Genomic DNA, 13354 nt, shown 5'->3' on the forward strand with positions numbered 1-13354 from the left:
GATTCACGCTCAGACGAACGCGCTCTGACCGGTGATGTCCCGGCCCACGATCAGCGACTGCATCTCCGCGGTGCCCTCATAGGTCACCAGTGCCTCCATGTCGCACAGGTGCCGCATGACGTGGAAGTCGAGGGTTATCCCGTTGCCGCCCAACACATCTCGGGCGAGGCGGCACACGTGCCGGGCGCGCACACTGCAGAAGTACTTCGCCAGGGCGGCCATCGTGTCGCTCAGCTTGCCTTCGTCGATCAGCCGACCCAGCCGGATGCAGTACAGCTGCATCGCGGTCACGTCGCCGAGCATCTCCACCAGCTTGGACTGGATCAGCTGGGTGCGCGCGATCGGGCGGCCGAACTGGGTGCGCCGCTGGGCGTAGGTCAGGGCGATCTCGTATGCCGCCACGGCGTGTCCGGTGGACGCCCACGCCACCATGTTGCGGGTACCCATCAGCACCTTGGACACGTCGGCGAAGGAGTCGCACTGCTGCAATCGGCGGTCCTCGCCGACCCGGACGTCGTCGAGCACGATGTCGGCGTTCTGGACCATCCGCAGGGCGACCTTGCCGCCGATCTTGCTCGCGCTGTAGCCGGGGTCGTCCTTCTCGACGACGAATGCCTTGACCTGGCCGTCGGATTCGTCCCGCGCGAAGACGACGATGATGTCGCACCAGGTCGCGTTGCCCGGCCAGCGTTTGCGGCCGCGCAGCACCCAGCCGTCGCCGTCCCGGCGCGCCGTGGTCTCGAGACCGACCGAGTCCGAGCCGTGTTCGGGCTCGGTGAGGGCGAACGCGCCGATCCGCTCCAGTCGGGCCATGTCGGGCAGCCACCGCTCCCGCTGTTCGGGCGAACCGAGCAGGTAGATGGACTGCATCGCCAGACCGACGTGGACGCCGAGGAACGTCCCGACGCTGCCGTCGATCCGCCCCAGCTCGTAGGAGACCAACCCCTGACCGACGGCCGTCATGGGGGTGATGCCGTAGCCCTCCATGGTGTCGCCGACGATGCCGAGGGTTGCGAGCTTGGGCAGCAGTTCGAAGGGGAAGTCCCCGCGCTCCCAGTAATCCGCGGCCACGGGCAGGATCTCGGCGTCCCCGAAGGCGCGGACCTTCATCATCAGCTCCGTCTCGTCGGCGCTGAGCTGCTCACGCATCAGGAAGTAGTCGGTGCCGCGGGAGGCGCCGATCGTCTCGACCAGAGAGTCGGTGTTGGGGTCGGTCATCGCAGTCTCCTTCTGCTCGCTCGTACCAACCTTGCTCGCACCGACCGGTCGCGGTAAATGTTCTGGCCGACAACGCTCGTGTCGAGATCGTGGTGCGGGGCACAGCGGTGCGCGGCGAGGGGCGTGCCGGAGTCGCCACTGGGGGGAGCTATGACCGGGAATCCGGCGAGGGGCGTGCCGGAGTCGCCACTGGGGGGAGCTATGACCGGGAATCCGGCGAGGGGCGTGCCGGAGTCGCCACTGGGGGGAGCTATGACCGGGAATCCGGCCCGGGGCGTGCCGGAGTCGCCCCTGGGGGGAGCTATGACCGGGAATCCGGCCCGGGGCGTGCCGGAGTCGCCCCTGGGGGGAGCTATGACCGGGAATCCGGCCCGGGGCGTGCCGGAGTCGCCCCTGGGGGGAGCTATGACCGGGAATCCGGCCCGGGGCGTGCCGGAGTCGCCCCTGGGGGGAGCTATGACCGGGAATCCGGCCCGGGGCGTGCCGGAGTCGCCCCTGGGGGGAGCTATGACCGGGAAAACCGGCCCGGGCGCCGGCGCGACGCGCCGAAATCCCGCTCTCGAGTGTCCCGCAGGGCTAGCCTCCGGTGGTGGGTAACTGGGACGCCCGTCCAAAGCGTCCGGATCGTGCCGGAATCGGCGAACAGGAGGTCGGACGGTGAAAGAGTCGACGCGGCTCGTCGAGGTCTGCGGGCGCAAGGTGCGGGTCTCGACCCGGGAGGGTGAGGGCACGCCGCTGTTGCTGTGCAACGGGATCGGCGCCCGCCTGGAGGCCCTGCAGGGCTTCGTCGACGCGCTGGACCCTTCGATCCCCGTGATCCGCTTCGACGTGCCGGGTGTGGGTGGTTCGGAGCTGCCGCTGGCGCCGTACAACCTGCTCACGCTGGCCCACCAGCTCGGCCGCCTGCTGGACGCACTGGGCGTTGACGAGGTCGACGTGCTCGGTATGTCGTGGGGCGGGGCGCTGGCTCAGCAGTTCGCCTTGCAGCACCCGCGTCGCTGCCGGCGGCTGGTGCTGGTCAGCACCGCGACCGGGACGATGATGGTCCCCGCCCACCCACGGGTGCTGCGGCACATGGTCACGCCGCGGCGACACCGGGACGCCGACTACGCGGCGGAGGTGGCGTCCGACATCTACGGCGGCCGCATGCGGGACGAGCCGGAGCTGGCGCGCGAGATCCTCGGCGAGCACAAGCCGGCCGGCCCACCTGTCGGTTACCTGCTGCAACTGCTTGCCGGTGCGGCTTGGACGAGCCTGCCGGTGCTGCCGCTGATCCGCCAGCCGACGCTGGTACTGACAGGGGAGGACGACCCGATCATCCCGGTCGCCAACGGCCGGCTGCTGCACGCGCTGCTGCCGCACGCCGAGCTGCACGTCTTCGCCGACGGGCACCTCGGCCTGGTGACGCTCGCCGACGAGCTCGCACCGCGCATCGCGGGATTCCTCCGCGAGGAGCGCGTCGCGGCCGCTGGATAGAGTCACTCCCGTGGACGCGTCGTCGTGGACTGCCTGGACCGGCAACGTGATCGCCATCGGTGGGCTCGCCTACACGTGGTGGACGGGTCGCGGTGCGAAGCAGGCGGCCGCCGCCGCGAACGACCGGGCCGAGAAGGGGCTGACCGCTGCGCAGGAGGCCGCGGCCGCCCAGCAGCGGATGGCCGACGTGCTGGAGAAGATGTACGAAGGGCAGGAGCACCGCGCGACCGCCACCCTGCGCGGCGAGCCGCCCGAGCAGCTCGAGGAGCTCGGGCCGTCCGCTTCGGTCGCGCCGTCCGGGCCGGGGCAGCGGGCGGCCGTCCCATGGCTGCTGCAGCGCACCGTCGACGGTGCCTACGAGCTGACCAACGCCGGCGCCGGCACGGTGTATGACGTCCGCATGACCGTCAGCGACGCGGTCCGGCTCGACCCGCCAGAACTACCAGAGGGCGACGACTGGCCGCCGGGCAGATCCACGGTCTTCCACGCGGTCGTGTCCTGGCAGACGGGCACACCGCAGCTCGTCGTGACCTGGCGCGACGGGGCGGCCGGCGCCGAGCGCCGGTGGGAGCGCGTCATACCCCGGTGAGAACCGCGCCCCGGTGCGATACTGGTCACACCGACTCGCAGGGGTCCGGCGGAAGGGGGCTCGTCCGTGTACCACGTCTCGCTGGCGATGGCGTTACCCGTCATCGTCCTCGGCGCCCTGCTCGTGGCCTACTGCCTGGCGGACATCGCACGCGCCGACCACGCGTTGCTGGTGCGCAGGTGGCAGTGGGCGCTCGCGGTGCTGCTGCTCATCCCGATCGGCCCCGTCGCCTATCTGCTCTTCGAGAAACTCGGACCGTCCCCGGGCGGCCCGCCGCAACAGAACCTCTCCACCCACGCCGGCGGGAACACCTACCTACGCGGCGAGCAACCTCCGCCGACCTAGTCCGCTGAGCGCAGGCGACCGGCATAGGCTGGTGGGTTCGACCGGATCTGCCAGGAGGTGCCGCTGCGGTGATGCACGCGATGCTCGGGACCACGCACGGCCAGGGCTGGCTGCAGGTGGAGGAGCTGCTGCTCGCCTTCGTGCTGTCGGCGGTGGTCGGCCTCGAACGGCAGATCCGCGGCAAGGCCGCCGGCATGCGCACCCAGACCATCGTCGGCACCGCGTCCGCGCTGATCCTGCTCGTCAGCAAGTACGGCTTCTCCGACGTCCTCGGCGATCACGTGGTGCTCGACCCCTCCCGCGTCGCCGCGCAGATCGTCTCCGGCATCGGCTTCCTCGGCGCCGGCCTGATCATCACCCGCCGCTCGACGGTGCGGGGCCTCACCACGGCGGCGTCGGTGTGGGAGACCGCGGCGATCGGTATGGCGGCCGGCGCCGGCCTGCCGCTGCTCGCGGTGCTGGTGACCGTGTTGCACTTCGTGGTGGTGCTCGGCTTCACCCCGCTGTCCCGCTGGCTCGACGACCGCGGTCACGGCGAACGCCGCTTCCTGATCACGTATGCCGACGGCCGCGGCATCCTGCGTGAGGTGCTCGCCGCGTGCACCAGCCGGCGGTGGGTCGTCGGTTCACTGTCGGTAGAGCGGGGCCGCAAACCGATCGGTGAGGAGGAGGACTGGGAGGACACCGCCGTCGTCGCGGTCTGGATCACGCTCAGTGGACGCGGCCTGGACGAAGCGGTCCCGGTGCTCGGCGAGATCGAGGGCGTCATACGCATCGACCGGGAGGAGTCCGACGACGACTGACGGCGCCCGTCCGGAGTGCGGCGACCCGGGAGCGTGACCGCACCGGCCCGGTGTTGGATGTCCCCATGGCACTTTTCGGCAAGCGGCGCGACACCACCGGCGAGGCGATCCAGGACTTCTGGACCTGGTGGAACGACGGTGGCTCCGGTCAGGTCGCGATGGCCGATGCGCCCAGTGACCAGGTGCAGCTGCTCGGTCCGCGTGTGCAGGCCATCGCCTCGGGCCTCGCGTGGGAGCTCGCACCCGGCAGCGAGGCGGCGCACCTGCTCGTGGTGACCGCCGACGGCGACCCCGAACTGCGTGCCGTCGCGCGCCGGTGGCTCGCCGCCGCGCCACCCAGCGACTTCGTCTGGTCGTATGCCGACAGCCGGCAGCCGGCCGCCACCATCGATGGCCGGTGCATCAGTCTGGAGGGCGACGACTTCGACCTCGGCGCGGTGCAGGTGGGCGTGCGCCGGGCCGGTAGCCGGCTGGACGTGACGGTCTACCACCCGCAGATGGAGCAGGTGCCGGCGGACAAGCGGGTCACCCTGTGTTTCCTGGCGCTCGACACGGCGCTCGGTGAGGAGATGACCGAGACCTGGATCGGGGAGCTGGCACCGGTGACCACGCCGCCGCTGGACGGTTTCGGCCTCACCGGCCTGCGCGCGGTGGTCCGTGACCTGCGGGAGGAGTTCACCGACGACGACGGTGAACCGCAGTGGATCTCGTTGCAGGGCAACGGGCCCCGCGGTCCGGTCATCGCGGGAGCGCAGGTGCCGCTGGCGGCCGCCTGGGCCCCGCAACTCGACCAGCACATCGTGGTCGCCGTGCCCTACCGGGATCGTGACGACGACGAACTGCCGGGTGTCGGTGCGAGCGCGGAGCTGGACCGGCTGCGCCACCACGTGTCGGATCGGCTGGAGGGTCAGGGCCGGGTCGTCGCCTACGAGTGCAGCGGGGGACTGTGCCTGGTGCACGTCTACGCCGACGGTTCCACCCCCGCGGTCGACCAGATCAAAGCGGCGGTGACCGGCTGGCCGGACGGGTCGGTGAAGGTCAACGAGGAGGCCGACCCCGGCTGGTCGGGAGTCGCCCACCTGCGCGGGTGAGTTCGCCCACAACCGTGGTGGCGGGCGCGCACCGTCGCGGCCGGCCGTGCTTAGCTGGTCGCCGTGAGCAACGAAAAGGCCGCCGCCCGGGTGCTCGTCGCCGAGGACGAAGCGATCATCCGGCTGGATCTCGCCGAGATGCTGCGCGAGGCGGGGTACGACGTCATCGCCGAGGTCGGGGACGGCCGGCAGGCCGTCGACCGGGCCCGTGAACTGCGACCCGACCTGGTGGTGCTGGACGTCAAGATGCCGGTCCTGGACGGCATCAGCGCGGCGGACGAGATCGGCCGCGACGGCATCGCCCCGGTGGTCATGCTGACCGCGTTCTCCGACAAGGACCTGGTCGAGCGGGCGACGGACGCCGGGGTGATGGCCTACGTGCTCAAACCGTTCACCATCGAGGATCTGCAGCCGGCGATCACCGTGGCCCGGTCGCGGTGGTCCGAGCGGAAGGCGCTGGAGGGTGAGGTGGCCGACCTCGGGGCGCGGCTGGAGACCCGCAAGCGGATGGACCGGGCCAAGGGCATCCTGATGCAGCAGCTCGGGCTGGACGAGCCGGCCGCGTTCCGCTGGATCCAGAAGACCGCGATGGATCGCCGGCTCGGGATGCGTGAGGTGGCCGACGCCGTCATCGCCGGTGCCGCCGACCCCGACGTGGCCGCGGACTGACCCGGCACCCGCGCCGTACCGGTCACCGGCACGTATTCAGACACTTGACTCAGGGCGTACGCTTCGTTGTTGCATCTGCTCTCGGGGGCCGGTTACGACGGAGGAAGTTGAATGGCCAGATCGGCCGTGCAGGTCACCCGGGTGACATCCGGTGACGAGGAGTCCTTCATCGCCTTGTGGCGCACCTCGAAACTCGCCGAGGGCCACAGCGACGACCAGGTGGAGCGCGCCCTGCGCGACGGCCGCCTGACCCGCGCGTGTGCCCGGTCCGACGTTCGGGCCTACACCGCCTCCATCGACGGCGAACCCGTCGGATTCACCGTGGTCATGTCGGGCCCGGTCTCCGCGCTGCAGGAGACGCCGGCGGTCTGGGTGGACGTGCTCTGGGTGAAGCCCGGGCGTCGCCAGCGGGGCGTCGCCGGTGCGCTGCTCAAGGCCGTCGCGGCATACGCGGAGCACATCGGTGCACCCGAGATCGTCTCGTGCGTCCCGTCGTCCAGCCGCGACGCCAACCGGTTCTTCGCCCGCCTCGGTTTCGCCTCCGTGGTCACCGAGCGGACGACCTCGCCGGCGGCGCTGCGGCGCAGGCTCGCCGGCCCCGCGCTGTCCGGCGTCAGCGACGCCGTGCGGCTGCGCCGGTCGCTGCGTGCCAGGGCGCGCGGCCGCAGTGCCCTGTCGACCGCCGACTGAGCGCTACTTCGCTGTGGGGGCGCTGTCCCGCAGCAGACAGGTGATCCGGCTGGTGCACAGGCGGTTGCCGTCCTGGTCGGTGATGACCACCTCGTACGACGCCAGCGTGCGCCCCAGCGACAGCGCAGTCGCCGTGCCGGTGACCAGCCCGGACCGGGCGCCGCGGTGGTGGGTGGCGTTGATGTCCAGGCCGACCGCGATCCGGCCCTCACCCGCGTGCAGTGCAGCCCCCACCGAGCCCAGGGTTTCGGCGAGCGCCACACTGGCGCCCCCGTGCAGCAGCCCGTAGGGCTGGTTGTTGCCCGCGACGGGCATGGTGGCGACGATCCGTTCCGGGCCGGCCTCGACGAAGGTGATCCCCAGCTTCTCGCCGAGTGTGCCGACGGTTATGTCATTGGCGAGCGCTACCAGATCGATGGCGGACGAAGCGTCGGGGGACTGCGTGGTGTTGTCGGTCATGACCCCTAGGCTGCCAGGTGTGAAACGCCTGCTGCTGCTCGACGGTCATTCTCTCGCCTATCGCGCCTTCTACGCGCTGCCCGTCGAGAACTTCTCCACCACCACCGGGCAGCCCACCAACGCGGTCTACGGCTTCACCTCGATGCTGATCAACGTGCTGCGCGACGAGGAGCCGACCCACGTCGGCGTGTGCTTCGACGTGTCGCGGCAGACGTTCCGCGCGGAGGAATACGCCGAGTACAAGGCCGGCCGGGCCAAGACCCCCGACGAGTTCAAGGGTCAGGTGTCGCTGGTCCACGAGATCCTCGACGCGCTGCGGATCCGCTACATCGAGCTGGCCGGGTGGGAGGCCGACGACCTGATCGCGACGCTGTCGACCCAGGCCGAGGCGCAGGGTTTCGACGAGGTGCTGATCGTCTCCGGTGACCGCGACGCGATGCAGCTGGTCACCGACAAGGTCACCGTCCTCTATCCTGCCCGGGGCGTTTCCGACCTGTGGCGGATGACCCCCGCGAAGGTCGAGGAGCGCTACCTGGTCTCACCCGAGCGCTACCCCGACCTGGCCGCGCTGGTGGGGGAGAAGTCCGACAACCTGCCGGGTGTGCCGGGTGTCGGCGCGAAGACCGCCGCCAAGTGGATCGGTCTCTACGGCGATCTGCCCGGCATCGTCGATCACGTCGGCGAGATCAAGGGCAAGGTCGGTGACTCGTTGCGCGAGCACCTGGACGGTGTGCTGCGCAACCGGCGGCTCAACCAGCTCGTGCGTGACGTCTCGCTGGACGTCACCGTCGACGACCTGGAGCGCCAGGTCTGGGACCGCGACCAGGTCCACCAGGTCTTCGACGGCCTGGAGTTCCGGGTGCTGCGCGAGCGGCTCTTCGCCACCCTCGAAGCCGCCGGCGATGAAGCTGAAGGTGCAGTTGAGGTTGATGGTTCGGTGCTCACGCCCGACGAGGTGGCCGGCTGGGTCACCACCAACCTGACGTCGCAGGATCGCGTCGGGCTGCACGTCATCGGCGACTGGGCGCGTGGCACCGGGGACGTCCGGGCGCTCGCCATCGCCGTGGGCGATGAGGACACCGGCCGAGCGGCATACCTCGACGTCACCGAGCTGACCCCGGACGGCGAGCGGGCGATCCGCGAGTGGCTCGCCGACCCGGCGCGACCGAAGGTCATGCACGACGCGAAGGGTCCGCTCCAGGCGCTGTATGCCGCGGGCCTGCCGCTCACCGGGCTGGTGAGCGACACGGCACTGGCGGCCTACCTGGTGCGTCCCGACCAGCGCGCCTACGACCTGGGTGACCTGGTGCTGCGCTTCCTGAAGCGCGAGCTGCGGCCCGAGCAGGACAACCCGGCGCAGGGGATGCTCGACCTGGACGGCCACGACAGTCAGGCCGAGGAGGCGATGGTGCAGGCGCGGGCCGTGCTCGACCTGTCCACGGCACTCGACGGACAGGTCGCCGAGACCGGCGGCACCGACCTGTTGCGCGACCTGGAGCTGCCGCTGGTCGACCTGCTCGCCCAGATGGAACGGGTCGGCATCCACGTCGACCCGGAGCTGCTCGACCGGTTGGAGAGCGACTACGCCGACGCGCTCGACCGCGCGGCCGAGGACGCCTACGAGGCCGCCGACGGCGAGCGGATCAACCTGGGCTCCCCGAAGCAACTGCAGGTGCTGCTGTTCGACAAGCTGGGCATGCCCAAGACCAAGAAGACCAAGACCGGCTACACCACCGACGCCGATGCGTTGACCGAGCTCTACGCCAAGACCGAGCACCCGTTCCTGGAGGCGCTGCTGCGGCACCGGGACGCCGCCCGGCTGCGGGTGACGGTGGAGGGGCTCAGCAAGTCGATCGCCGACGACGGCCGGATCCACACCACCTACCAGCAGACCATCGCCGCCACCGGGCGGTTGTCCTCGACCGACCCCAACCTGCAGAACATCCCGATCCGCACCGAGGAGGGCCGGCGGATCCGTGAGGCGTTCGTGGTCGGCGACGGGTTCGAGTCGCTGATGTCGGCCGACTACAGCCAGATCGAGATGCGGATCATGGCGCACCTGTCCGGTGACGAGGACCTGATCGCGGCCTTCCGCAGCGGCGAGGACCTGCACCGCTTCGTCGGGTCACGGGTGTTCGGTGTCGAGCCACCGGACGTCACCGCCGAGATGCGGGCGAAGGTCAAGGCGATGTCCTACGGCCTCGCCTACGGGTTGTCGGCATACGGGCTGTCCAAGCAGCTGTCGATCAGCACCGGCGAGGCGAGCGGGCTGATGGAGGAATACTTCGCGCGGTTCGGCGGGGTGCGTGACTACCTGCGTGAGGTGGTCGACGTGGCCCGCAAGACCGGCTACACCGAGACGATGCTCGGACGCCGCCGCTACCTGCCCGACCTCACCTCCGACAACCGGCAACGCCGGCAGGCGGCCGAGCGGATGGCGCTCAACGCACCGATCCAGGGTTCGGCGGCCGACGTGATGAAGCTGGCCATGCTGCACGTGCGCGACGCTCTGGACGCGGCGGCGGTGAAGTCACGGATGCTGCTGCAGGTGCACGACGAACTCGTGCTGGAGATCGCGCCCGGTGAACAGGCGCAGGTCGAGGAGATCGTCCGCCGCGAGATGGGCGGCGCCATCGACCTGGCCGTGCCGCTGGACGTCAGCATCGGCGTCGGCAACTCCTGGCACGCCGCGGCGCACTAAGAACGTCGATCTGACTGATCGGAGTCCCAGTCGCGACGCCGACGGGGTCGCACGGGCCGGTTGTCGGCATCGTCACGATCCCAGTCGTCGCTGTGCCGATCCTCGCGCCCGTCGCGTCCACGCTCGGCCCGGTGGCCGGTGTCGTCCATTCGGTCCCCGTCGTACTCGTTCCTGCGGCGCCCGTCGGTCTGCCGGTCCCAGTCGGGGTCTTCGCCAGCTGCGCGGTCTTCATAGTCGTCGAGGTGGCGACGCGTGCGACGTGTCTCGGTGCGGCGGTCGACCCCGAACATCACAGAACCGAGCACGATTGTCAGCACACCGATCACCATGCAGGCGATCGCACGGTACTTTTCGACGTCGGTGATACGCCAGCAGATGCCTTTGGCAAATGTGTTGTCGGCCGGATGTGCTGCGGTGCCACACCCGAAGATCGAGCCGCTGGTGGTGCGCACGTCCGTGACAGGGACGAAGTAGAAGTAGACCGCCGCGACGATGAACGCCAGTCCGATGAGGATGCAAATCTTCGTGCCGGTGCGAGGATTCAGCACGGTACGCGTCTCGATGTCTTCTGGCATGAGCGGCATGTTACTCACCAGTCGGTGCGGTCCGCGGTAAGCGGGCCAAGAGATCCGGGATCGTCACCCAGGCGCGCAGTTCGGCGCCGTCGTCGTTGTGTCCGAGATCCAGTGCGCTCGATCCGGTAGGACGCTGATCCGACCACGTGCCGCCGAGGCTCCGCTGACTGATGATGACCGTGACATGCGTTGGCGGGGCATGGTCGACATGCCACGGGTCAGTGTCTTCCGGAATTGGCCACGAGAGCAGGTAGTAGGCGTGGTAACCCCTTCGGTCAAGTTGGAATCCGATCGCCGAGTTGAGACTGAGCGAGCTGATGCCGCTGCCCTGGACAACAACGGGGACGCCCGGGTTCGCGTGCTGCCGAAGGAATCTGAGCACGACTGCCGACGCGTGCCGAGCTTGATCCTCGGCTGCCCACGCAGGAGGGCTCGCAGTGGTCGACGCAAGTGCGCAGGCCGATGTCGCGAGGAGAGCTGCGATGGTGGTACGGGCCACGGGCGGCACAAGTCGCAATACGCTGCTCCACCGCCGGCGTGGTATCAGCTCGATTGCGCGCGTCAGCACAGCGGCACAGGCGAACGCTGCGATGACGAGGCACGGCAGCAGCCAGTAACCCACGGTGAATCCGGTCAGATGGGTGAGGCCCCACGCCTCAACCGGAACGGTGATCACCGCTACGCCGCACGCTCGGCTACCGACGGTGTTCGGACGGTGTGTCCCGGCGAACGCGCCCAGCGCGAGTAGGAGCACCCCGATGGCGCCGGCTGCGACCGTGACGCCGCTCACCGCAGGCTGATAGGTGTTGTGAAATCTGCCGAAGCCGACTGGTGACAGACGATCCAACACGTAGGCCGCGGCATGTGGCCACGACGTACCAGCGCCCGCGGATCGGCTGCGATAGGCGAGGAGTTGCTGCAGGTTGTTGGGGGAGTAGAGGATCAGTTCCAGCAACGTCGGAAGCCACACGGCGAAGAGCAGGCCGGCGGTCACGAGCCAGTGACGTTGCATTCGAGCCGGACTCTGTCCTGGCATCCGCACGTTACGCCATCTGCGCGAGATCCCGAGCAGGCCGAGCGCTACCGATAGGCCGACGACGAATGGCACGAATGCGAGATTGGCTTGCGCGACGAACGACGCCGCGACGCCGTAAACCCACAGAACGCTCCGGTCGCCGTCGACCCATGCCCAAGCGCACACGAGGGTCAGCAGCATCGGCAGCGCCGCGACGTAGACGTTGAGCGGCCGCACCAGTTGCTCAGGTCCCAGCGACCATTCGAGCAGGAGCACAGCGATTGTCGTTGGCACTGCAGTCCGTAGCGCGCGCAGTCGAAAGGCAATCGCGATCGAACCAGCCGCGCAGATCATGTTGCCGACGGCGATGGACAGCAGGATGCCCGCGCCGGAAAATCCGAAGATGCCGGCGATCGCTGCGGCAACGTAGTACTCCAGCGGGCCGAGGTGGTGTGTTGCGACCTCGGCGCCTTGAGTGAGGACGCTTGTCGAGCGCTGGCCCATCAGCGGCGGGTGTGCGCTGAAGACCGCTCGCATGCGGTCGGCGATGACCGCATCGTCCCCCTCGGGAGCCCAACCATGCCCAACTGCGCGTACGTAGGCGACGACGATAGGGACGACGGCGATCGCGAGCAGCCCCGTGACGGGATGACACATCGCGCTCCGCACCCGTTGCGGAACGGTCACCGACATCTGCCACCTCGAGTCTCGAAAACGGTTAGGCGCAGGTTACCGGCGCGTTGGTTCGGTCATAATGCGGGCGTGGATGTTGGGGCAATCGTGTTGGCCGGTGGTGTGGGAAGCCGGATGTGCCCACTCACCCTGGACTGTCCTAAGCCGTTGCTACCGCTCGGAGCTGAACCCCTCGTCGGTTACCAGCTACGACGCCTGGCACGCGTTGGTGTGCGACGTGTCGTCCTCGCGACCGGGTATTTCGCCCACAGGTTCCAGGACGCACTCGGCGACGGGGCTCGCTGGAACCTCCGACTCCTGCACAGTGTCGAGGAGGAACCGCTGGGCACAGGCGGGGCACTGCGCGCGGCGGTCGAGCTCCTGCCGGGCTCCGAGCGGGTGATCGTCGTCAACGGTGACCTGTTGTCCAGCCATGACCTGAGCGGCCAGCTTGCAGCGACCGGGACGGCGGACGTCGGTCTGCACGTGCGCGAGGTGGCGGACGTCGCGCGCTACGGACACGTCATGTGCGCCGATGACGGATTGGTGCGTGGTTTCGCGGAGAAGTGCGGTGCCGGTCCCGGCTTGGCCAACGCGGGCACGTATGTCGTGCGTGCCGACGTGCTGCGGTCGCTTCCGCGCGGACGTTCGTCCTGGGAGCGCGACATCCTGCCGTCACTCATCAGGGCGGATGCGCGCGTCGTCGCGTGGGCCGGTGCCGGGTACTTTCGGGACGTAGGTGACCCCACGGCCTACCGCGTGGCGAGTGTGGACGCGGTGACCGGCGCCCTGCCAGGTTCTGTGCCCGGGTCTGCGACAGCGTATGTCGACGAACGTGCGGCAGTTGCGCCGGGAGCCGTAGTACAGGGTGGGAGCAGCGTGCACGCGGGTGCGGTTGTCGGACCTCGCGCGAGGCTGGACGCGACGGTGCTGTTGCCGGGCAGTCGTGTGGGTGCAGAGGCCACATTGCTGCGGTGCGTGATCGCTGCCGGTGCGGTGGTACCGGCGAGGTTCGAAGCAGCGGACGACGTTCTCGTGTCCTGATTACTCA

The 13354-nt window shown here is 69.4% G+C and carries 13 protein-coding genes; 9 read left to right on the forward strand and 4 right to left on the reverse strand.

Annotated features, from left to right (window positions below):
• Positions 1-9 precede the first annotated feature (9 nt).
• On the reverse strand, positions 10-1218 hold the full coding sequence (locus FHU39_RS06685) for an acyl-CoA dehydrogenase family protein (RefSeq protein ID WP_183319627.1): 1209 nt from the start codon (positions 1216-1218) through the stop codon (positions 10-12).
• 657 nt (positions 1219-1875) lie between these two features.
• Between FHU39_RS06685 and phaZ the strand changes: the two genes are divergently transcribed.
• From phaZ to FHU39_RS06720, 7 genes are all read left to right on the forward strand, one after another.
• Positions 1876-2694 carry a poly(3-hydroxyalkanoate) depolymerase gene (phaZ, locus tag FHU39_RS06690; protein ID WP_343065758.1) on the forward strand — a complete coding sequence of 273 codons (819 nt, stop codon included), beginning with the start codon at positions 1876-1878 and terminating at the stop codon, positions 2692-2694.
• A 10-nt stretch (positions 2695-2704) separates the two neighbouring features.
• Positions 2705-3283, forward strand: a complete 579-nt coding sequence (locus FHU39_RS06695; protein ID WP_183319628.1) for a hypothetical protein — start codon at positions 2705-2707, stop codon at positions 3281-3283.
• Positions 3284-3349: 66 nt separating this feature from the next.
• Complete coding sequence (locus FHU39_RS06700) at positions 3350-3628, forward strand: PLDc N-terminal domain-containing protein (RefSeq protein ID WP_183319629.1); 279 nt, start codon at positions 3350-3352, stop codon at positions 3626-3628.
• Between the two features lie 71 nt (positions 3629-3699).
• Positions 3700-4431: an MgtC/SapB family protein gene (locus FHU39_RS06705; protein WP_183320932.1), complete on the forward strand. Its 732-nt coding sequence runs from the start codon at positions 3700-3702 to the stop codon at positions 4429-4431.
• 65 nt (positions 4432-4496) lie between these two features.
• On the forward strand, positions 4497-5522 hold the full coding sequence (locus tag FHU39_RS06710; RefSeq protein WP_183319630.1) for a DUF695 domain-containing protein: 1026 nt from the start codon (positions 4497-4499) through the stop codon (positions 5520-5522).
• A 63-nt stretch (positions 5523-5585) separates the two neighbouring features.
• Positions 5586-6191 carry an ANTAR domain-containing response regulator gene (locus FHU39_RS06715; protein ID WP_343065759.1) on the forward strand — a complete coding sequence of 202 codons (606 nt, stop codon included), beginning with the start codon at positions 5586-5588 and terminating at the stop codon, positions 6189-6191.
• Positions 6192-6302: 111 nt separating this feature from the next.
• A complete protein-coding gene (locus tag FHU39_RS06720; protein ID WP_183319631.1) occupies positions 6303-6881 on the forward strand; it encodes a GNAT family N-acetyltransferase in 579 nt (192 codons plus the stop codon).
• A gap of 3 nt (positions 6882-6884) precedes the next feature.
• Here FHU39_RS06720 and FHU39_RS06725 read toward each other — a convergent pair whose 3' ends face one another.
• Positions 6885-7340, reverse strand: a complete 456-nt coding sequence (locus tag FHU39_RS06725) for a hotdog fold thioesterase (protein WP_183319632.1) — start codon at positions 7338-7340, stop codon at positions 6885-6887.
• A gap of 19 nt (positions 7341-7359) precedes the next feature.
• Between FHU39_RS06725 and polA the strand changes: the two genes are divergently transcribed.
• On the forward strand, positions 7360-10041 hold the full coding sequence (gene polA, locus FHU39_RS06730; RefSeq protein WP_343065760.1) for a DNA polymerase I: 2682 nt from the start codon (positions 7360-7362) through the stop codon (positions 10039-10041).
• On the opposite strand, the gene FHU39_RS06735 is transcribed toward polA, so the two are convergent.
• Both FHU39_RS06735 and FHU39_RS06740 read right to left on the reverse strand, forming a co-directional pair.
• Positions 10038-10634, reverse strand: a complete 597-nt coding sequence (locus FHU39_RS06735) for a hypothetical protein (RefSeq protein WP_183319634.1) — start codon at positions 10632-10634, stop codon at positions 10038-10040. The genes polA and FHU39_RS06735 overlap by 4 nt on opposite strands.
• Positions 10627-12324, reverse strand: a complete 1698-nt coding sequence (locus tag FHU39_RS06740) for a hypothetical protein (protein WP_183319635.1) — start codon at positions 12322-12324, stop codon at positions 10627-10629. Before FHU39_RS06740 ends, FHU39_RS06735 begins: the two co-directional genes overlap by 8 nt.
• Positions 12325-12393: 69 nt before the next feature.
• Between FHU39_RS06740 and FHU39_RS06745 the strand changes: the two genes are divergently transcribed.
• On the forward strand, positions 12394-13347 hold the full coding sequence (locus tag FHU39_RS06745; protein WP_183319636.1) for a sugar phosphate nucleotidyltransferase: 954 nt from the start codon (positions 12394-12396) through the stop codon (positions 13345-13347).
• The last annotated feature ends 7 nt before the right edge of the window (positions 13348-13354 follow it).

Source organism: Flexivirga oryzae, from assembly GCF_014190805.1.
In the GTDB taxonomy this organism is placed as follows: domain Bacteria; phylum Actinomycetota; class Actinomycetes; order Actinomycetales; family Dermatophilaceae; genus Flexivirga; species Flexivirga oryzae.